Origin of the sequence: Microbacterium sp. NPDC089695, assembly GCF_044749085.1 — a bacterium.
Taxonomy (GTDB): Bacteria; Actinomycetota; Actinomycetes; order Actinomycetales; family Microbacteriaceae; genus Microbacterium.
This window is the reverse complement of sequence record NZ_JBIVHG010000003.1, coordinates 169,009-188,751: the sequence shown is the minus strand read 5'-3', so window position 1 is coordinate 188,751 and position 19,743 is coordinate 169,009. Positions and strand designations below refer to the sequence as shown.

The following is a 19,743-nucleotide window of genomic DNA, read 5'->3' as shown; positions in this document are numbered from 1 at the left end:
GCACGCGACAGGGCGGATGCCCGTGGGTAGCGTCGTCGGCATGACAGCCACCTACCGCGTCGTCGCCGTCTCGGGATCCCTGCACGAGCCGAGCAAGACCACGGCTCTCGTGCGGGCGATCGCCGGGGCCGTCGACGAGCGCGCCGAGGTCGAGATCGAGCTCATCGAGCTGACCGACATCGGTCCGTCTCTCGCCGGAGCGCTGCGTCGCGATCAGCTGCCGCCCGCGGTCGAGGAGAAGCTCGTCGCGATCGAGTCGGCCGACCTGCTGATCGTCGGCAGCCCCGTCTACCGGGCCTCGTTCACGGGCCTGTTCAAGCATCTCTTCGACTTCGTCGGCCAGTACGAGCTCGTCGGCAAGCCGGTTCTGCTCGCCGCGACCGGCGGGGGAGAGCGGCACGCGCTCATCATCGAGCACCAGTTGCGTCCGCTGTTCGCGTTCTTCCAGGCGCTCACGCTCCCGCTGGGCGTGTACGCGAGCGACACCGACTTCGACGGCTACACCATCACGTCCGAGGTGTTGCGCGCGCGCATCGACCTCGCCGCCGACCGCGCCCTCCCGCTCGTCGGCTACGCGGCCAGCCGGCCGACGGAGACCCTGCTCGTCTCCTGAGCGCCGTCGTCTCCACGGGCGTAGCGTGAGGGCATGACGAACCGGCTCGCCGACACGCTCAGCCCGTACCTCCGCGCACACGCCGACAACCCGGTCGACTGGTATCCGTGGGGGCCCGAGGCCTTCGCCGAGGCCGCCCGACGAGACGTTCCGGTGATGATCTCGATCGGGTATTCGACGTGTCACTGGTGCCACGTGATGGCACGCGAGTCCTTCGCGGACCCCGACACCGCGGCGCTCGTGAACCGGGACTTCGTGGCGGTCAAGGTCGACCGTGAGGAGCATCCCGAGGTCGACGGCGCGTACATGGCTGCGGCGTCGGCGTTCACGCAGAACCTCGGGTGGCCCCTCACGGTGTTCGCGACACCCGCGGGCCGCACGTTCTACGCCGGGACGTACTGGCCTCCGGAGGCGCGTCCTCCGCTGCCGGCCTTCCGCGATGTCCTCGCCGCCGTGCACGAGGCGTGGACGGTGCGGCGCGAGCAGGCCGAGGAGTCGGCGGATGCCGTGACCGAGGCACTCCGTCAGGCGGCGGCGACGTCGCCATCCGATCTGCCCGACGCTGCCGCGCTGGCCGCGGCGGCCTCGGCGATCGCACAGCGCGAGGATGCCGTGCACGGCGGTTTCGGCGGTGCACCGAAGTTCCCCGTCGCGACGGTGCTGTCGTTCCTGCAGGCTCCGGTCGTGCGGCGCGACGCCCCGGATGCCGCGGCGGCCGCCGACCGTGCGCTCGCCGCGATGACGGCATCCGCTCTGCACGACGAGGACGGCGGGTTCTTCCGCTATGCCACGCAGCGCGACTGGAGCGTTCCGCACTACGAGCGGATGCTGACCGACAACGCCCAGCTGCTGGATTCGGCGCTCGAGGCGGGCGACGCCGGGACGGCGCGCGGGATCGCGTCGTTCCTGCTGCGCACACTGCGTCGCGTCGACGGCGGCTTCGGTGCCGCGCAGGATTCGGAGTCGTGGATCGACGGCGCGCGCAGCGAGGGCGGCTACTACCTGCGGCCGGTCGACGAGCGAGGCGTGCTGCTTCCGCCCGCGGTCGACGGCAAGGTCATCACGGGGTGGAACGGACTCGCGATCGGCGCTCTCGCCCGCGCCGGTGCCGCGCTCGGCGAGCCGGCCTGGATCGAGGCGGCGGCGGAGGCCGCCCGCCGCGTGCTGCGCGTGAACCGCGACGCGGAGGGGGCGCTGGTGCGGGCATCGCTCGACGGCGTCGCCGCCGCGGCCGCCGCGACGACGGGTGATGCCGCGCTGCTCGCCGACGGGCTGCTCGCGCTCGCCGTCGCGACCGGCGTGGCCGAGTGGGCCGTGCAGGGACTCGGTCTGCTCGACGAGGCGATCGACGGTCTGACGGGTGATCCGCTGCTCGCGGCGCAGGGCATCGCCCACGCTCCGGATCAGACCGACGGCGACCTGCCCTCGAGCGATGCCGCCGTGGCGTCGGCGGCGCTCACCGCCTGGCGGCTCGGCGCGGGAGACCGTTACCGCGACGCGGCCGAGAAGCGGGTGCGCGCGCACGCGACCTCCGCGACGGCGCAGCCCTTCGCGCACGGCAGTCTGCTGCGCGTGGCGGCAGGGCTCATCGAACCGCCTCGGCAGATCGTCGTCGTGACCGACGATGCGCGCGGAGCACTGGCCGAGGTCGCTCGTCGAGCGGACGCCGACGTGATCGCCGTCGTGGGTCCCGCTCAGGCGCAGGCGTTCGAGGACGCCGGTCTCGAGCTCTTCGCGGCCAAGGCGCACGCACGAGAGCAGGCCTTCGACTGCCGGTCGTTCGTGTGCCGCCTGCCGGTCACAGACCCCGAGGACATCGCCCTCGCCCGCTGATCGCTCCGGTCATCCCCGGTTGCGGGGGTGCTCTTTCGCCGTGCGCTCGTTGCCGCGGCGGTAGTCGCCGGTCAGGCGCGCCATCAGCAGCTGCGGATCACCGCTCTCGACGTCGTCGAGGAACCGCGTCGCGCGCTCGCCGCGGAGCACGGTCGCGACCCGTCCGCGATGACGGATGACCACGTCGTCGCCGCGCACCGCGTACTCGAAGCCGGAGGGTTCGCCCATGACTGTCTGTCCTAGACCCAGCCCGGCAACCAGTTGTGCAGCAGCCAGAACTCGTAGGGCACGCTCATCCCCGTCCAGACCGGGTAGTAAAACGCCGAGACGAGCACGACCACTCCCAGGAAGATCAGGACGGCGCGTTCGCCGGAGCGGCGGCGAGGCAGCGGCTCGTTGCGGCGCCCGGCGATCCGCCGCAGCACGACGGCGAGCGCGATCACGAGGAACGGCGCCATCGCGACCGTGTAGAACTGGAAGATCGTGCGCTCGGGGAACATCAACCACGGAATGTAGATGGCGGCGAGGCCGACGAGTGGGAACGTGAGTGCCGGGCCCGGCGTCGGCCGACGAAGGATCCACGCGCGCACCAGGACGTAGACGAGGTAGACGGCGGCGGCGACGCTCGCGTACCAGATGACCGGATTCGGGATCGTCGAGATCACCGCGATGCAGTGGTCCACGCCGCAGGGCGCAGGGTCGGAGTCGACCCAGACCGCGGTGGGACGCAGCAGGAACGGCCATTCCCACGCGGGGCTCGCGTACGGGTGCCCGCGAGTGAGGCCCACGTGGAAGTCGAGGATCGCCTTGTGGTAGTTCCACAGCGCGATCAGGGGGTTCGGATCGCTGTGGCGGGAGTACCCGCCCGACGTGACGAGCCACCCGGTCCAGCTCACGAGGTAGGTGAGGAGGGCGGGGAACACGAGCAGCACGAACGACACGGGCCCTTGGCGGAAGGCGGCGGCAGTGGGCCACAGCACGACGCCCGCACGACGCCGCGCGAGCGCATCCGTCACCACGACGTAGAGTCCGAAAGCGGCGAGCGCGTACAGGCCCGACCACTTGACGGCTGAGGCGGCGCCGAGGGCGACACCCGCCGCGAGAAGCCACGGACGTCGCCACAGCACGCGCCCCCACATCGGGTCGGGGGCGTCGGCGTCCGGCCGTTCGAGCGCGGGGATCGTCTGCTCGCGGTCGTACAGGATGAACAGGGCGCCGAGCAGCAGGAAGAACGTGAGCGGGCCGTCGAGCAGGGCGGTGCGGCTCATCACGATGCTGAGTCCGTCGATCGCGAGGAGGCCGGAGGCGACGGTCGCGACGACGATCGACCCGGTCAGGCGACGGGCGACGAGGTAGACGAGCAGCACGGTCGCGGTGCCGAGCAGGGCGGTCGCGAGACGCCAGCCGACCGTGTTGTCCGGCCCGCCGATCGCCATGCCCAGCGCGATCAGCCACTTGCCCAGCGGTGGGTGCACCACGAAGGACCCGACGTCAGACAGGGGCAGCTTCTGCAGCGTGATGAACGCCTCGTTCGCGCCCTCGCCCCAGGTGCCCTCGTAGCCGAGCGTCCACAGCGACCAGGCGTCCTTGACGTAGTAGGTCTCGTCGAATGCGAGCTGGTGCGGGTGGCCGAGGTTCACGAGGCGCAGCACCGCGGCGACGGCGGTGACCACGAGCGGGGCGAACCAGCGCAGCATCCGGTTCCAGTCGGGATCGCGCAGGATGCGGTCTCGCAGCGCCCCGTAGCGCGTCAGCCGCTCCTCGGGAGGGGGCAGCAGCGGTACGGGCTCGGTCACCGCTCCAGCCTAGACAACGCGCCTAAGCTGGGCGGGTGATCATCCTCGCCGCCACGCCGATCGGAAACCTGGGCGACGTGTCGCGCCGCCTCGTCGAGGTGCTCGAGAACGCCGAGGTCGTCGTCGCGGAGGACACCAGGACGACCGCGCACCTGCTGCGGGCGCTGGCTATTGAGAACCGTCCGCGGCTCATCGCGCTGCACGACCACAACGAGAAGCAGAAGGCCGCCGAGCTCGCAGCCCTCGCCGCCGAGCAGGACGTCGTGGTCGTGAGCGACGCGGGGATGCCGGCGATCAGCGATCCGGGGTACGGCGTCGTCGCCGAGGCCGTCGCACAGGGGGTCACGGTCACCGCGATCCCCGGGCCGAGCGCCGTGCTGATGGCGCTCGCGATCTCGGGTCTGCCGACCGACCGCTTCACGTTCGAGGGGTTCCTGCCTCGCAAGCCCGGCGAGCGGCGTTCGGCCCTCGCGGCGTTGGCGGCAGAACCGCGCACCATGGTCTTTTTCGAGTCGCCGGCCCGTCTCGCAGGCGCCCTGGCCGACATGGGCGCCGCATTCGGCGACGCGCGTCGCATCGCGGTGTGCCGTGAGCTCACCAAGCTCTATGAGGAGGTCCGTCGCGGAACCGCGGCAGAGCTCGTCGAGTGGGCATCCGCCGGTGTCAAGGGCGAGATCGTGGTGGTGGTGGAGGGTGCTCCGCGCGTCGCCGCGTCGCCCGAGAGTGCGCTCGCGCAGGTGCAGGAACTCGTCGCGTCCGGCATCCGCTTGAAGGATGCGTGCGCCGAGGTCGCCGCCGCCACGGGACTCTCGTCGCGGGACCTGTACCAGGCGGCGCTCGCCGCCCGCCACGGATGAGCGCGACGTCCCGCGCGATCGCCGCAGCCTACGACGCGCGTGCCGAGGAGTACACCGCCATCGCGGGCGAGCTCGCGCAGATGGATCCGCGCGACATCGCGACGATCCGGGGCTGGCGCGACGATACGGCCGGCGCGCTGCTGGACGCCGGGTGCGGACCCGGTCACTGGACGGCGTTCCTCGCGGAGGGCGGACGGGAGGCCCGTGGCGTCGACCTCAGTGCGGAGTTCGTCGCGGTCGCGCGGACCCGGCATCCCGGCATCCGGTTCGAGGTGGGGTCCTTCCGCGCACTGCCCGCAGAGGACGCCTCGCTCGCCGGCATCCTCGCCTGGTACTCGCTGATCCACACGCCTCCTGAGGAGGCGCCGCTCGCACTGGCGGAGTTCGCGCGCGTCCTGCGGCCTGCCGGCACGCTCCTGCTCGGCTTCTTCGACGGGGAGCCGGGCGAGCCGTTCGCGCACGCGGTGACCGCGGCGTACTTCTGGTCGGCGGAGGCGCTCGGCGAGATGCTCGCGGACACGGGGTTCGAGGTCGAGTGGAGTGAGATCCGCGACCGCATCCCCGGCGAGATCAGTCGGCGTCCGCACGGGGCTCTTCTCGCTCGCCGCGTCTGATCCTTCCGGCACCCGGGTTACCCTGGTGCACACCCGAGCGAGCGACCGAGGAGGAGTCAGCGTGAGCAGGAAGGCGACGGTCTACGACGTCGCAGACCGGTCCGGGGTCTCGATCGCGACGGTGTCGCGCGTGCTGCGACAGCCGGATGCCGTGCGTCCGGCGACCCGCGAGCGCGTGCTCTCGGCGGTCGCCGAACTCGGCTACGTGCCCAGCGGAAGCGCGCGCGGACTGGCCGAGCGCCGCACGGGCGTGCTCGGCCTGTACTTCCCGGGCTTCGATGCGGCCGAGGACGCACCGATGCTCGACGTCTTCGGTGACCGTCCTGCTCCGCCGTTCACCGTGATGCACGAGTCGGGCGATGCCGTGCCCCAGCCCGCCATGCTGTTCCTCGACGAGGTGCTGCGCGGCGCGGAGCTGGAGGCGTGGAAGCGCGGGTTCGTGCTCATGATCGGCGTGGGACGCGACGACCCCTCCCGCGAGACCGTGCGCGACATCGCCGGCCGGGTGGACGGGCTCATGGTGCTCGCGCAGAGCGTGCCGGACGACGTTCTGGCGCGGCTCGCGCAGCGCATCCCGGTGGTGGTGCTGTCGGGTCCGCCGCGCGGAGACAGCTACGACCATGTGACGGTCAGCAACGCCGCGGCGATGACCGAGCTCACTCGTCTCGTGCTGCGCGACTGCCCGCCCGGCCGGCTCGCGTATCTCGCGGGACCCGAGGATTCCCCCGACGGCGCGCAGCGCTGGGAGGGCTTCACGGCTGCGCTCGCCGAGGTCGGAGCGACCGCCGATGCCGTCACGCTGCTGCGCGGCGAGTTCACGCGTGAGTCCGGACGTCGCGCGGGCGCGGAGCTCATCGAGCGGGGGCTCCCGAGCGCCCTGATCGCGGCGAACGACCAGATGGCGCTCGGCGCGATCGACGCGTTCCGGGCGGCCGGAGTGCGGGTGCCCGACGACGTGCGGGTCACCGGATTCGACGGCATCGAGGCCGCCGCGCTCGCCCGCCCGGCGCTGACGACGGTGCGTCAGCCGATGATCGACCTCGGCCGGGCGGCCGTGCAGCTGCTCGCGCGGCGCCTCGAGCACCCGGACGCCGAGCCGATGACGGTACGGCTGCCGCTGCAGATCCTGGTCAGGGAGAGCTCCCGCGCGTCGTGAGCCGGCGCTCAGGCCCGGTCGTGCAGCGTGATGCGGTAGCCGTCGGGGTCGGCGAACGTGAACGTGCGGCCGAACGGGCCGTCGATCGGCGCCGCCATGATCGGGTGTCCGTCGTCGACGAGGGCGTCGTGGATCGCCTGCACCTCGGTCGCGTGCATCCACAGCGCGGTGCCGACGCCCGGGTGCGGCGGGCCGTCGAGGTCGGTGCCCTCGACGATGTCGCGCAGCGCGAAGGCGATGGGCGTGGTCGTGAAGACGACGGCGTGCGGAGGGCCTGCTGGGGAGCGGACGAGTCCGAGGTACTTCTCGTAGAAGGCCTGGGACGCAGGGAGGTCGCGCACCTGGAGGGAGACGAAATCGGGGCCGGTGACGGGCATGGGCGGAGTCCTTTCGTGTCAGTTATCTGACATTCGACTCTATGTCAGAATACTGACATGCGTCAAGACGGAATCGATCTGGACACTTCCCTCGGCTACCTGCTCAAGGAGGCCTCGAGCGCGCTGCGCGTCGCGATGGAGGAGGTGCTGCGCCCGCTCGGCATGACGGTCACGCACTACTCCTGCCTCGAACTCCTCGCTCAGCGGCCCGGGCTCTCGAACTCCGAGCTCGCGCGGGGTGCCTTCGTGACCCGGCAGTCGATGAACGTGCTGCTGCAGGCTCTCGAGCGCGACGGATTCGTCACGCGACCTGACGAGGCCCCGGTCGGCAAGGCGCTGCCCGCGCGCCTCACGCCACGGGGGCGGCGCAGTCTGGAGCAGGCCAGTGCCGCGATCCGCGGCGTCGAGCAGCGCATGCTCGCAGGCCTCTCGGCGGATGATCGAGATGCCGCGCTCCGCAGTCTCCGGAGCATGGTCGACGCCCTGCGCGCCGGCCGCTAGGGCGCGCACCCCTCGCGCGAGGGGTTGCATTCCCCAAATGTATGCGCTTACACTCGGTGATGCGGCTCCGGTCGCAGGGTGTTCCGACGTGCGGAACCCCTTCATGACACAGACGACATGAGGTGGCAGCGTGGCGAAGACGCACATGCTCCGACGCTGGCGGAGAGCCGCGATCGTTGGCCTGGCGGCAGCGGCCGTCGTGCTCAGCGGATGCAGCATCCAGATCAGCTCGCAGCCCGATCCCTCCATCGGCGATGACACCATGCTCATCAACGCCGACAAGGGCAACCCGTTCTTCACGCGGAACTTCAACCCGTATCTGACGAACACGCGTACGGCGTCGCGGTGGATCTACGAACCGCTGATCCTCGTGAACCCGCTCGACAACTCGCTCAACCCGTGGCTCGCGAGCGAGTGGTCGCAGCCCGACGCCCGCACCGTCGTCATGACGATCCGCGACGACGTCGAGTGGTCGGACGGCGAGAAGCTCACGCCAGACGACGTGGCGTTCACCTTCCAGCTGCTGAAGGACAACCCCTCGCTCGACATCAAGGGCGCGTGGCAGCACCTCGAGAGCGTCGAGGTCGACGGCGACGACGTGATCATGCACCTGCAGAGCGACGACGCCCCCGCGCTCCCGATCCTCGGGCTCACCATGATCGTTCCCGAGCACATCTGGGCGGATGTGAAGGATCCCGGCACCTTCCGCAACGAGGATCCGGTCGGCACCGGACCCTTCGTGCTCGGCAACTACAACGACCAGCAGTACTCGGTGGACAAGAACCCCGATTACTGGCAGGCCGACAAGATCGAGATCGAGCACATCATCCTGCCCTCGACCAACACCCAGCTCGACACCGTGACGCGCGGCTACGACTGGTCGTACTCGTTCATCTCCGACGTCGAGGGCACCTGGGGCGCCGCGAGCCCGAACAACGAGTGGTGGTTCCCGCCTGTCGGCGTGATCGCGCTGCTGCCGAACCTCGAGGTCGCGCCCTTCGACGACGTGAACGTGCGCCGCGGCATCGCGCTCGCGCTCGACCGCGAGGAGATCGCCGAGACGGCATCCGAGGGGTACATGGAGCCCGCAGGGCAGACCGGCCTCATCCTCCCCAACCAGGAGGAGTACCTCGACCCGTCGATCCCCGACGGGGGAATGATCACGCAGGATGCGGATGCCGCGCTCGCGGCCTTCGCGGAGTCGGGCTACACGCTCGACGGCGACCGCCTCGTGGGCCCCGACGGCGAGCAGCTCGAGTTCTCGCTCACCACCGCCAACGGCTACTCGGACTGGACGCGCGCCGCGCAGGCCGTGCAGCGGCAGCTCGCCGCGGTCGGCGTGAAGGTCAGCCTGAAGCTGCCGCAGCCCGCCGGCTACCAGAGCGCGATCAGCAACGGCGACTTCGAGATGGCGATCGGCGGCATGGGCGGCGGCGACGTCTACCAGGCCTACAACAACCTGCTGTCGAGCCAGTTCTACGTCCCGTCCGGGGAGGCCACGGCCAACAACTTCGAGCGGTACCAGTCCGACGAGGTCGACGCGCTGCTCGCCGAGTACCGCGAGACGATCGACCCCGCGCGGCAGACCGAGATCACGTACGAGCTGCAGAACGTCGTGTACGACGAGCTCCCGGTGATCGGGCTCTACTACGGCGGGAGCTGGGGGCTGTTCAACGACGCCAAGTTCACGGGCTGGCCCTCGGCCGACGATCCGTACATGATCCCGCAGAACTACGACTCCGCGCCGCTCATGATCTTCACGAGGCTCGAGCGCGTGAAGGGAGACGACCAGTGAAGTACGTCCTGCAGAAGGTCGGACTGTTCGTGCTCACGCTGTGGGCCGCCGTCACCCTGAACTTCTTCCTCCCGCGCATGATGCCCGGGTCGCCCGCCGACGCGGCCATCGCGAAGCTCGCGCAGAACGGCCCGGTGTCGGATGCGACGCGAGCGGCGATCGAGGCGCAGCTCGGCGTGCCCACCGGTTCGCTGTGGGATCAGTACGTGTCGTACCTCGGACAGGTCGTGCGGCTGGACTTCGGCGTCTCGTACACGTTCTACCCGCAGAGCGTGTCGAGCATGGTCTCGACCGCCCTGCCGTACACGATCGGCCTGGTCGGCATCGTCACGATCCTCGCGTTCGTGATCGGCACGCTGATCGGCGTGACCGCAGCCTGGCGCCGCGGCACCTGGCTCGACTCCCTGCCCACGCTGACCGGATCGTTCCTCAGCACCTTCCCGTACTTCTGGACGGCGCTGCTGCTGCTGTTCTTCCTCGGGTACGTGCTGCACTGGTTCCCGACCACCGGCGCGTACGCCGCGACGACGACCCCCGGCTTCACGGGCGACTTCATCGCCGACCTCGCGCGGCACGCGGTGCTCCCGGCTCTGACGATCCTGCTCACTTCGCTCGGCGGCTGGATCATCGGCATGCGCAACGCGATGATCAACACGCTCGGTGAGGACTACGTGACGTTCGCGGAGGCGAACGGCCTGCGCGGTCGTACGATTGCGCTCCGCTACGCCGCCCGCAACGCGATCCTGCCGAACCTCACCGGCTTCGGGCTCACGCTCGGCGGCGTCGTCGGCGGATCGATCCTCGTCGAGCAGGTGTTCCAGTACCCCGGTATCGGATACCTCCTCTTCAACGCCGTGATCGGGCAGGACTACCCGCTCATGCAGGCGCTGTTCCTGATGATCACCGTGAGCGTGCTCATCGCCAACTTCCTCGTGGACATCCTCTACGGGGTTCTCGACCCGAGGACTCGCCGATGACTACAACCATGAACGTCAAAGTCCCGACCGACCGCATCGCGGCGCCCAGCCCGTGGCGCTCGTTCGGCCGCATGGTGGGCACGCTGTGGGCCAACGGCAAGGCCCGGCTCGGCCTCATCATCCTCGGACTCTTCGTGCTGATCGCGGTGTTCGCGCCGCTGCTGGCGCCCTACGGCCCCAAGGACAACTCCTTCGAGCGCAACGCCGACGCCTCGGCCGCGCACTGGCTGGGGACGACCGCCGCGGGTGAGGACGTGCTGAGTCAGCTCATCTACGGATCGCAGATCAGCCTGCTGGTCGGCCTCGCCGCCGGCATCCTCTCGACCATCGTCGCCGTGCTGATCGGCCTCAGCTGGGGGTACATGCGCGGCTTCGCGGGCGAGGTCGTCGGGTTCATCGTGAACCTGTTCCTCGTGATCCCCGGGCTCCCGCTCATGATCGTGATCGCGGCCTACCTGCAGAACGGCGGCATCCTCATGATCATCGCGGTCATCGTGGTGACCGGCTGGGCATGGGGCGCGCGCGTGCTGCGCAGCCAGACGCAGTCGCTGCGCGGCAACGACTTCGTCACCTCGGCGCAGTTCTCCGGCGACAGCCGGGCCCGCATCGTGTTCCGCGAGATCCTGCCGAACATGACGTCGATCATCGCGGGCACGCTCTTCGGGGCGGCGACCGCGGCGATCCTCGCGGAGGCGGGGCTCGAGTTCCTCGGTCTCGGCGACTCCAGCATCGTCAGCTGGGGCACCATGCTCTACTGGGCGCAGAACTCCAACTCCCTGCTCACGGGGCAGTGGCTGCTGCTGTTCGCCCCCGGTCTGTGCATCGCACTGTTGGCGCTGAGCCTCACACTCATCAACTTCGGCGTGGACGGCATCTCCAATCCGCGCCTGCGCGAAGGGAAGGGGCGATGAGCGCCATGACCACGAGTGACATCCTCCTCGACGTGCAGGACCTCTCGGTCGAGTACGCCTCGCCCGGGGCGACGCCCGTCACCGCCGTCGACAGCGTCTCGTTCTCGCTGCGTCGCGGTGAGTTCGTCGGACTCGTCGGCGAGTCAGGGTCGGGCAAGTCGACGCTCGGCTTCGCGCTCACGCGGCTGCAGAAGCCGCCGGCGCGCATCAGCGGCGGGCGCATCCTGTTCGGCGGGCGCGACATCCGCGAGCTGGATGCCGAGGAGCTGCGCCGTCAGCGCCAGGGCGGTTTCGCGATGGTGCTGCAGTCGGGTATGAACGCGCTGAACCCCGTGCGCACGGTCGGCAACCACTTCCGCGACATCTTCGCCGCGCACGGCCACGTGCCGACGGGGGAGCGCGAGGCCAGGGCACGCGAGCTGATCGGCAAGGTCGGGCTCGACCCCGCGGTGCTCTCGCGCTACCCGGGCGAGCTGTCGGGCGGCATGCGTCAGCGCACGTCGATCGCGCTGGCTCTGTCGCTGGAGCCCCAGCTCATGGTGTTCGACGAGCCGACCACGGCGCTCGACGTGCTCGTGCAGCACGCCGTCATGGACACGATCAAGGAGCTGCAGCACTCCGAGCATTTCACCGCCATCCTGATCAGTCACGACCTCGGCATCGTGCTCGAGGCCACCGACCGGGTGATGGTCATGCACGAGGGGCGGATCGTCGAGGACGCCCCGAGCCTCGACATCCTGCAGCGCCCGCAGGACGAGTACACGCGGATGCTGTTGAGCCATTACGCCGACCCGCGCGCCGAGTCCATCTCGATCCCGGGGTTCGTCGACCTGGGTACGCGTCGTCGCGAGGGCACCTCCCGCACCGACGTGACCGAGACCGTGCCGACCGTGTCGCAGCGCGACACCCGTCGAGCGGATGCCGCGATCGTGCTCGACGGCGTGACCAAGCGCTACGCTCCGCCGCGCCGAGGCGAGAAGCCGGTCGTGGCGGTCGACGACGTGTCGTTCCGGCTCGAGCCCGGTGAGGCGCTCGCGCTCGTGGGTGCATCCGGCTCGGGCAAGTCGACGCTCGCGAAGCTCATCACGGGTGTCGAGAAGCCGACCGAGGGGAGCGTGCGCTTCGGCGACGTCGATGTCGCGTCGCTGGGACGCAAGGGGCTGCGCGATCTGCGCAAGGACGTGCAGATGGTGTTCCAGGATCCCTATGCCGCGCTCAACCCGCTGCACACGGTCGAGTACGCCCTCAGCCGCCCGGTGCGCAACTACACCTCGCTGCGCGGTGCGGAGGCGCGGGCGCGCGTGCTCGAACTGCTCGAGACCGTGGGCCTGACCCCCGTCGAGCAGTTCGCTGCCAAACTGCCGCACCAGCTCTCCGGCGGCCAGCGTCAGCGCGTCGTGATCGCGCGTGCGCTCGCGAGCGACCCGCAGGTGCTGATCGCCGACGAGCCGGTGTCGATGCTCGACGTCTCGCTGCGCGCCGGCGTGCTCGCGCTGCTCGAAGACCTGCGTGAGCGCTGGGGCATCAGCATGCTCTACATCACGCACGACCTGCTGAGCGCACGTCTCGTGACCGAGAACATCCTGGTTCTCAACAGCGGACGCGTGGTCGAGCGCGGCGAGACGGCCGAGGTGCTGCAGCATCCGGAGGACCCGTACACGGTCCAACTGCTGGATGCCGTGCCCAACCCCGCACGCATCTCGCGATAGAGAAACACCCGCACGATCGAAAGGAGCACTCGTGCTCACCTTCCCTGACGGCTTCCTCTGGGGCGCGGCGACCGCCGCCCACCAGGTGGAGGGGAACAACACGACCAGCAACTGGTGGACCATGGAGCACGCTCCCGGCTCGCCGATGGTGGAGCCCTCGGGCGACGCTGCCGACCACCTGCACCGCTATCCGGAGGACATGGGCCTGCTCGCCGCCGCAGGCCTCAACTCGTATCGCTTCTCGGTGGAGTGGGCACGCATCGAGCCGGAGCGCGGGTTCATCTCGCGGGCGATGCTCGACCACTACCGCCGCATGATCGACACCGCGCTCGGGCTCGGACTCGACCCGACCGTGACGCTCATGCACTTCACGGTGCCGCAGTGGTTCCAGAAGGACGGCTTCTGGCGCGCCTCCGACGCGGTCGACCTGTTCGCCCGCTACGTCGAGACGGTCCTGCCGATCCTCGACGACGTGACCTACGTGTGCACGATCAACGAGCCGAACATCGCCGCGATGCTCGCCGGGGGAGAGGATGCCGCGAACCTCGTGGCCTACGGCCTGCCCGACCCCGACCTCGCGGTCGCCGACACGCTGCTCGACGCGCACCACCGCGCCTCCGAGATCCTGCACTCGCGCTCCGGCATCCAGGCGGGATGGACGATCGCCACGCAGGCGTTCCACTCCACGGGCGAGCCGGGAGCCGACGAGATGCTCGCCGAGTACGGCGACCCGCGCGATCACTGGTACCTCGAGCAGTCGGCGGGAGACGACTTCGTCGGGGTGCAGGCGTACACGCGCACGTTCATCGGTCCGGAGGGTCCGCGACCGGTCTCGCCCGACGTCGAGACCACGCTGACCGGCTGGGAGTTCTTCCCCGAGGCACTCGAGATGGGCGTGCGCAGCGCCTGGGAGCGCAGCGGCGGGGTCCCGGTGCTCGTGACCGAGAACGGCATCGCCACCGGCGACGACACCAGGCGCATCGCCTACACGCAGGGCGCGCTCGAAGGCCTGCACCGGGCGATCGCCGACGGCATCGAGGTGCGCGGCTACCAGCACTGGAGCGCGCTCGACAACTACGAGTGGGCGAGCGGCTACCGGCCGACCTTCGGGCTGATCGGCTTCGACCGCGAGACGTTCGCGCGCTCGCCCAAGCCCTCGCTCGCCTGGCTCGGCGAGGTCGCCACGCGCAACGGCCTCTGAGGGGTTCACGCGGGGTTACGCTCGGTCAATGGCCCACGTCATGACCGCGCGTCGCCGCGTCCGCCTCCGCGCGGCGGCGGCCGGGCTGAGCGCGGCCGTGCTCGCGGTCGGCGCCGGCGAACTCGTCGCGGCGATCGTGGAGCCCGCGGCCAGTCCGGTCGCCGTGATCGGCAGCGGACTGATCGACCTCGCGCCCGCCTGGGCGAAGGACACCGCGATCGCGCTGTTCGGCACCGGTGACAAGGCCGCGCTGATCACGGGCATCGCGATCGTGCTCGCGGCGGTCGCGGCGCTGTCCGGCATCCTGGAGGCTCGTCGAGCGGGCATCGGCGCGGTCGTGCTCGGCGCCCTCGGGGCGCTCGCTCTCGTGGTCGCGATGACCAGACCGGGCGCCGGCCCTTTCGCGTGGCTCCCCGGCCTCGTGGCGGGTGTCGTCGCGGTGGTCGCGCTGCGGCTGCTGATGCGCGTGGTGAAGCCGATCCCTTACCTCCGCGCCGAGCCCGAGGAGCGACGGCGATTCCTGCTCTGGACGGCGGGGGTCGCCGCCGCGGGCGTCGCGGCGCTCATTGTGGGAAACGTCGCGCGCGGCGCGACCAGGTCGATCGAGGCGGTCCGCGCCGCCCTCCGGCTGCCGTCGGCCGCACGACCGGCGGCTCCGGTGCCTGCGAGCGCCGACCTCGGCATCCCGGGGCTCGCCCCGATCGTGACGCCCAACGCCGACTTCTACCGCATCGACACCGCGCTGATCGTTCCGCGCATCGACCCGGCCGACTGGCGGCTGCGCATCCACGGCATGGTCGACCGCGAGATCGTGGTGACGTGGGACGAGCTGCTGGCGCTCCCGATGCAGGAGTCGTACGTGACGCTCGCGTGCGTGTCGAACGAGGTGGGCGGGTCGCTGATCGGCAACGCCCGCTGGCTCGGTCATCCCGTCCGCGAGCTGCTCGCGCGGGCGGGGGTCGACGCCGATGCCGACATGGTGCTCTCCACCTCGTCCGACGGCTTCACGGCATCCACGCCGATCGAGGCGCTCACCGACGACCGCGACGCTCTGCTCGCAGTCGGCATGAACGGCGACCCGCTGCCGATCGAGCACGGCTTCCCGGTGCGGATGGTCGTGCCCGGGCTCTACGGGTACGTGTCGGCGACCAAATGGGTCGTCGACCTCGAGGTGACGCGCTTCGATCGTGCGACGGCGTACTGGACGACGCGGGGATGGTCGGACCGCGGTCCGGTCAAGCTCCAGTCGCGCATCGACGTGCCGCGCCGCGGTCAGAGCATCGACCCCGGGGACGCCGTGATCGCGGGCATGGCGTGGCAGCAGCACGTCGGCGTCGAGGGCGTCGAGGTGCGCGTCGACGGCGGCGCCTGGCAGCGGGCCGAGGTCGCGAGTCCGATCTCGGCGGACACCTGGGTGCAGTGGCGGCTTCCGTGGACGGCGACGACCGGATCGCACAGCATCGAGTGTCGCGCGGTGAGCACCGACGGCGACACGCAGACCTCGCAGCCGGCGGCGCCCGCGCCCGACGGTGCGCAGGGGTGGCATCGCATCGACGTGGCCGTCGGCTGAGCGCGTAACCCCCGGTCATACGACGCCTAGAATTGCTCCATGCCCGCAGGCGAATCCTTCTACATCACGACGCCCATCTACTACCCGTCCGACGTGCCTCACATCGGCCACGGGTACACCTCGGTGGCGGTCGACGCGCTCGCGCGCTGGCACCGCCAGGGCGGCGACGACACCTGGATGCTGACGGGCACCGACGAGCACGGCCAGAAGATGCTGCGTGCCGCGGCGGCGAACGGCGTGACCCCGCAGGAATGGGTCGACAAGCTGGTGACCGAGGCCTGGTTCCCGCTCCTGAAGACGCTCGACGTCGCGAACGACGACTTCATCCGCACCACGCAGGAACGGCACGAGGAGCGCGTCAAGAAGTTCGTGCAGGCGATCTACGACCGCGGCTACATCTACGCCGGCGAGTACGAGGCGCTGTACTGCGTGGGCTGCGAGGAGTTCAAGCCGGAGTCGGAGATCCTCGACGGCACGGGTCCCTTCGAGGGCCTCAAGGTGTGCGCGATCCACTCGAAGCCGCTCGAGCTGCTGCAGGAGAAGAACTACTTCTTCAAGCTCAGCGAATTCCAGGAGCGCCTGCTCGAGCTGTACAAGACCGAGCCCGACTTCATCCGTCCCGAGTCGGCGCGCAACGAGGTCGTCTCGTTCGTGCGGCAGGGCCTCAAGGATCTCTCGATCTCCCGCTCGGCGTTCGACTGGGGCATCGAGGTGCCGTGGGACCCGTCGCACGTCATCTACGTGTGGGTCGACGCGCTGCTGAACTACGCCACGGCGGTCGGCTACGGCGACGACCCCGAGACCTTCGACCGTCGCTGGCCGGCGTACCACGTGGTGGGCAAGGACATCCTGCGCTTCCACGCCGTCATCTGGCCGGCCATGCTGATGGCCGCGGGTCTCGACGTGCCCAAGGGCGTGTTCGCGCACGGGTGGTTGCTCGTGGGCGGCGAGAAGATGTCGAAGTCGAAGCTCACCGGCATCGCGCCGACCGAGATCACCGACGTCTTCGGCTCGGACGCGTACCGGTTCTACTTCCTGTCGGCGATCGCATTCGGCCAGGACGGCTCGTTCTCTTGGGAGGATCTCGCCGCGCGCTACCAGGCCGAGCTCGCGAACGGCTTCGGCAACCTCGCGTCGCGCACGACCGCGATGATCGAGAAGTACTTCGAGGGCATCGTGCCGCCGCCGGCCGAGTACCAGGAGCAGGATCTGGTCGTCCAGCGCCTCGTCGCGCGCGCGACGTCGGACGCGGATGCCGCGATCGAGCAGTTCCGCATCGATGAGGCGATCCGCGCGATCTGGACGGTCGTCGACGCCCTGAACGGCTACATCACCGCGAACGAGCCGTGGGCGCTGGCCAAACAGGCAGCGGGCGGGGACGACGAGCGGCGCGAACGCCTCGGCACCGTGCTGTACACGTGCGCCGAGGGGCTGCGTGCCCTCGCCGTGCTGCTCTCGCCGGTGATGCCGCAGTCGACCGAGAAGCTGTGGATCGCGCTCGGTGCGGCCGAGACGCTCGGGCGCGTGCAGGATCAGCCGATCCGCGAGGCGGGCGCCTGGGGGCAGCTGAAGCCCGGCACGAGCGTCAACGGTCTCGCACCGCTGTTCCCGCGGGTGGAGCAGGCCTGACCGCGGCCCGCGCCGGAGACTCCATGCCTGAGACCTACGTGCAGCGCCGGGACGGCGACGGGCGCAAGGACCTGCGGTACCCCGCGGCTCCCGAGCCTCTCGCCGTGCCGGTGTACGACAATCACGCGCACCTCGAGATCCTCGACGGGGATGAGCCGTTGTCGCTGGCCGAGCAGCTCGACCGCGCGGAGGCCGTGGGTATCGCCGGTGTCGTGCAGGCCTCGGGCGACATCGAGTCCTCGCGATGGGCGGTCGAGGCCGCCGCATCCGATCGTCGTGTGCTCGCGGCCGTGGCGATCCATCCCAACGACGCCCCGGCGTACGCCGAGCAGGGGCGTCTGGACGAGGCGCTCGCGGTGATCGACGAGCTCGCGGCGCACCCGCGCACGCGCGCGATCGGCGAGACGGGGCTCGACTTCTTCCGCACCGAGCCCGAGCGCAGGGATCCGCAGTTCGCGTCGTTCGAGGCGCACATCGCGCTCGCGAAGAAGCACGGCATCGCGATGCAGATCCACGACCGCGATGCGCACGATGCCGTGCTCGAGACCCTGGGTCGCGTGGGCGCTCCCGACACGACCGTGTTCCACTGCTTCTCGGGCGACGCCGCGATGGCTCGGCTCTGCGCGGATGCCGGATACCACCTGTCCTTCGCCGGCAACGTGACGTTCAAGAACGCCCAGAACCTGCGCGATGCGCTCGCGGTGACCCCGCTCGACCGCATCCTCGTCGAGACCGATGCGCCGTTCCTGACGCCGACCCCGCTGCGCGGACGCCCCAACGCGCCCTATCTCGTGCCGATCACGGTGCGCTTCATGGCCGCCGAGCTGGGCATCGACGTCGACGAGCTGTGCGGGCAGCTCGCCGCCAACACCCTGCGCGTCTACGGCTCCTTCGACTGACGGTCGTCTGCCAGACGCTCGTGCCACCACGCGCTCCACTGCGCGCGGATGTTCTCGACGCGGTCGGGGGCGAGGTCGTAGAGGCTGAGCAGCACCATCGTGGCGCGGGTCGCGGGGTCGTGACTGATGATCGCGAGTCCGGGACCCCAGGCGTCGACCGCGAGCCCGGTCTGATGCGCGGAGCGGAACCACACCGTGCGCGAGGCGCTGCCATCGGGGAAGGCGTCGAGTGCAGTGGACGGATCGTCCGCGAGCAGTCCGCGTAGCACCACGGTGTGCCGTGTGCCCTTCGGGTGCCGTTCGACCGCGAAGCGCAGCTGGTGCAGGAACGTCGTCCATCCCTCGGTGATGTCGTCGTAGTAGGCATCCCACTCCGGGTCGCCTGAGGGCTCTGCTCGGGTCAGCGTGACGCGCGTTCCGCCGTCGACCTCCTCGACGTCCACACGATCGCCGCCGTTCAGAACGAGAGCGCCGTCGCCCACCTCGACGTCGGTGAAGTAGATCGTCTCGATCTCCTGGTCGAGGCTGCCGTCGGGGCCGCCGTCGAACTCCCATCCGTGCCAGTGGCGGATGCGGTCGCGATCGCGGAGCGCGTCCCACACCTGATCGGGCGGCGCGGCGATCGTGACCCGGATGCGCGGGGTGTCAGTCATCGTGGTCTCCTTCGTTCGTTCGTTCCGACGGGGGCACCTTCGCCGGCGCGGGTGCGGGATGCCCGCCGGCGATGAGCCGGTAGGGGCGTCCGCCTTCGGTGTCGTGCTCGGTCGCGAGTCGTCGGACCACGTCGGCGAGTTCCTCGGCGAAACGGTGCGCGGCGTCGGGGCCGGCGAAGCGCACGTCCGCCTCGATCGTGAAAGTGAGCAGGCGTTGTCCTGCCTCATCCGCCGCTGCCTGCATCCGGGCGACGTCCCGGACGGTCTGGGATGCGACATCGACGAGGCGCTCGGCGGCGTAGTGGTCCTGGATGTCGGCGAAGGCTCGACCGACGACGGCCGGGTCGACGACGACCGCCTCGTCGCGGGCGCGGAACACGCGCTCCACGAAACCGCGACGACGCCGTTCCTCGACCAGGTCGACGAGGCCGGCCTTCTCGAGTTCCTTGAGGTGGTAGTTGACCCGCTGCCGCGGAAGGTCGAGGATCTCCGCCAGTCGGCTCGCCGACGCGGGCTCACGGAGGTGCGCGAGCAGGGTGCGCCGCACCGGTGAGAGGGCGGCGCGGATCACCTCCGGCTCGTCGAGATATCTCATGGGGATGAGTCTGCTAATTGACAAGAAGATTTGTCAATAGGGGGGAGCGGATCGGCG

19 protein-coding genes are annotated in these 19,743 nt (G+C 70.2%); 14 read left to right on the top strand and 5 right to left on the bottom strand.

Translation table 11 applies throughout. The annotated features are described in order from the left end of the window. Positions 1-40: 40 nt before the first annotated feature. On the top strand, positions 41-613 hold the full coding sequence (gene msuE, locus ACIPYT_RS15495) for an FMN reductase (RefSeq protein ID WP_401076188.1): 573 nt from the start codon (positions 41-43) through the stop codon (positions 611-613). Between the two features lie 33 nt (positions 614-646). After that, positions 647-2,446, top strand: coding sequence for a thioredoxin domain-containing protein (locus ACIPYT_RS15490; RefSeq protein ID WP_401076186.1), 1,800 nt, complete (start codon positions 647-649; stop codon positions 2,444-2,446). Between the two features lie 9 nt (positions 2,447-2,455). On the opposite strand, the gene ACIPYT_RS15485 is transcribed toward ACIPYT_RS15490, so the two are convergent. Together ACIPYT_RS15485 and ACIPYT_RS15480 are read right to left on the bottom strand one after the other, a co-directional pair. Beyond that, positions 2,456-2,674, bottom strand: coding sequence for a hypothetical protein (locus ACIPYT_RS15485; RefSeq protein ID WP_401076183.1), 219 nt, complete (start codon positions 2,672-2,674; stop codon positions 2,456-2,458). Positions 2,675-2,685: 11 nt separating this feature from the next. Beyond that, a complete protein-coding gene (locus ACIPYT_RS15480; RefSeq protein WP_401076181.1) occupies positions 2,686-4,242 on the bottom strand; it encodes a dolichyl-phosphate-mannose--protein mannosyltransferase in 1,557 nt (518 codons plus the stop codon). A 35-nt stretch (positions 4,243-4,277) separates the two neighbouring features. Here ACIPYT_RS15480 and rsmI point away from each other — a divergent pair, with 35 nt between their 5' ends. The 3 genes from rsmI to ACIPYT_RS15465 all read left to right on the top strand — a co-directional run bounded on the left by rsmI (position 4,278) and on the right by ACIPYT_RS15465 (position 6,869). Next, the gene (gene rsmI, locus ACIPYT_RS15475; protein WP_401076178.1) at positions 4,278-5,099 is read left to right on the top strand and encodes a 16S rRNA (cytidine(1402)-2'-O)-methyltransferase; all 822 of its coding nucleotides are present in this window, start codon (positions 4,278-4,280) and stop codon (positions 5,097-5,099) included. Continuing rightward, entirely contained in the window at positions 5,096-5,713 is a 618-nt protein-coding gene (locus ACIPYT_RS15470) for a class I SAM-dependent methyltransferase (RefSeq protein WP_401076175.1), read from the top strand. The genes rsmI and ACIPYT_RS15470 overlap by 4 nt, the downstream gene beginning before the upstream one ends. A gap of 61 nt (positions 5,714-5,774) precedes the next feature. Then, positions 5,775-6,869 carry a LacI family DNA-binding transcriptional regulator gene (locus ACIPYT_RS15465; RefSeq protein WP_401076173.1) on the top strand — a complete coding sequence of 365 codons (1,095 nt, stop codon included), beginning with the start codon at positions 5,775-5,777 and terminating at the stop codon, positions 6,867-6,869. An 8-nt stretch (positions 6,870-6,877) separates the two neighbouring features. Here the strand turns inward: ACIPYT_RS15465 and ACIPYT_RS15460 are convergent, their stop codons facing one another. Beyond that, entirely contained in the window at positions 6,878-7,246 is a 369-nt protein-coding gene (locus ACIPYT_RS15460) for a VOC family protein (RefSeq protein WP_401076170.1), read from the bottom strand. Between the two features lie 57 nt (positions 7,247-7,303). Here ACIPYT_RS15460 and ACIPYT_RS15455 point away from each other — a divergent pair, with 57 nt between their 5' ends. The 9 genes from ACIPYT_RS15455 to ACIPYT_RS15415 all read left to right on the top strand — a co-directional run bounded on the left by ACIPYT_RS15455 (position 7,304) and on the right by ACIPYT_RS15415 (position 18,438). Then, positions 7,304-7,747 (top strand): MarR family winged helix-turn-helix transcriptional regulator, encoded by a 444-nt coding sequence (locus ACIPYT_RS15455; RefSeq protein ID WP_401076168.1) that lies wholly within the window; start codon positions 7,304-7,306, stop codon positions 7,745-7,747. Between the two features lie 130 nt (positions 7,748-7,877). Further along, positions 7,878-9,542, top strand: coding sequence for an ABC transporter substrate-binding protein (locus tag ACIPYT_RS15450; RefSeq protein ID WP_401076165.1), 1,665 nt, complete (start codon positions 7,878-7,880; stop codon positions 9,540-9,542). Continuing rightward, positions 9,539-10,519: an ABC transporter permease gene (locus tag ACIPYT_RS15445; RefSeq protein ID WP_401076162.1), complete on the top strand. Its 981-nt coding sequence runs from the start codon at positions 9,539-9,541 to the stop codon at positions 10,517-10,519. The genes ACIPYT_RS15450 and ACIPYT_RS15445 overlap by 4 nt, the downstream gene beginning before the upstream one ends. Continuing rightward, a complete protein-coding gene (locus ACIPYT_RS15440; protein WP_401076159.1) occupies positions 10,516-11,430 on the top strand; it encodes an ABC transporter permease in 915 nt (304 codons plus the stop codon). Before ACIPYT_RS15445 ends, ACIPYT_RS15440 begins: the two co-directional genes overlap by 4 nt. Before the next feature lie 5 nt (positions 11,431-11,435). Continuing rightward, entirely contained in the window at positions 11,436-13,139 is a 1,704-nt protein-coding gene (locus ACIPYT_RS15435) for an ABC transporter ATP-binding protein (RefSeq protein WP_401076156.1), read from the top strand. Between the two features lie 31 nt (positions 13,140-13,170). Further along, positions 13,171-14,340 carry a glycoside hydrolase family 1 protein gene (locus ACIPYT_RS15430; RefSeq protein WP_401076154.1) on the top strand — a complete coding sequence of 390 codons (1,170 nt, stop codon included), beginning with the start codon at positions 13,171-13,173 and terminating at the stop codon, positions 14,338-14,340. Between the two features lie 28 nt (positions 14,341-14,368). Further along, entirely contained in the window at positions 14,369-15,910 is a 1,542-nt protein-coding gene (locus tag ACIPYT_RS15425; protein ID WP_401076151.1) for a molybdopterin-dependent oxidoreductase, read from the top strand. Positions 15,911-15,949: 39 nt separating this feature from the next. Next, positions 15,950-17,539: a methionine--tRNA ligase gene (metG, locus tag ACIPYT_RS15420; protein ID WP_401076149.1), complete on the top strand. Its 1,590-nt coding sequence runs from the start codon at positions 15,950-15,952 to the stop codon at positions 17,537-17,539. A gap of 23 nt (positions 17,540-17,562) precedes the next feature. Further along, the gene (locus ACIPYT_RS15415; RefSeq protein WP_401076147.1) at positions 17,563-18,438 is read left to right on the top strand and encodes a TatD family hydrolase; all 876 of its coding nucleotides are present in this window, start codon (positions 17,563-17,565) and stop codon (positions 18,436-18,438) included. Here the strand turns inward: ACIPYT_RS15415 and ACIPYT_RS15410 are convergent. Then, the gene (locus tag ACIPYT_RS15410; RefSeq protein ID WP_401076144.1) at positions 18,420-19,091 is read right to left on the bottom strand and encodes an SRPBCC domain-containing protein; all 672 of its coding nucleotides are present in this window, start codon (positions 19,089-19,091) and stop codon (positions 18,420-18,422) included. The two genes, ACIPYT_RS15415 and ACIPYT_RS15410, sit on opposite strands and share 19 nt — an antisense overlap. Next, a complete protein-coding gene (locus tag ACIPYT_RS15405) occupies positions 19,084-19,686 on the bottom strand; it encodes an ArsR/SmtB family transcription factor (RefSeq protein WP_401076141.1) in 603 nt (200 codons plus the stop codon). The genes ACIPYT_RS15410 and ACIPYT_RS15405 overlap by 8 nt, the downstream gene beginning before the upstream one ends. Positions 19,687-19,743 lie beyond the last annotated feature (57 nt).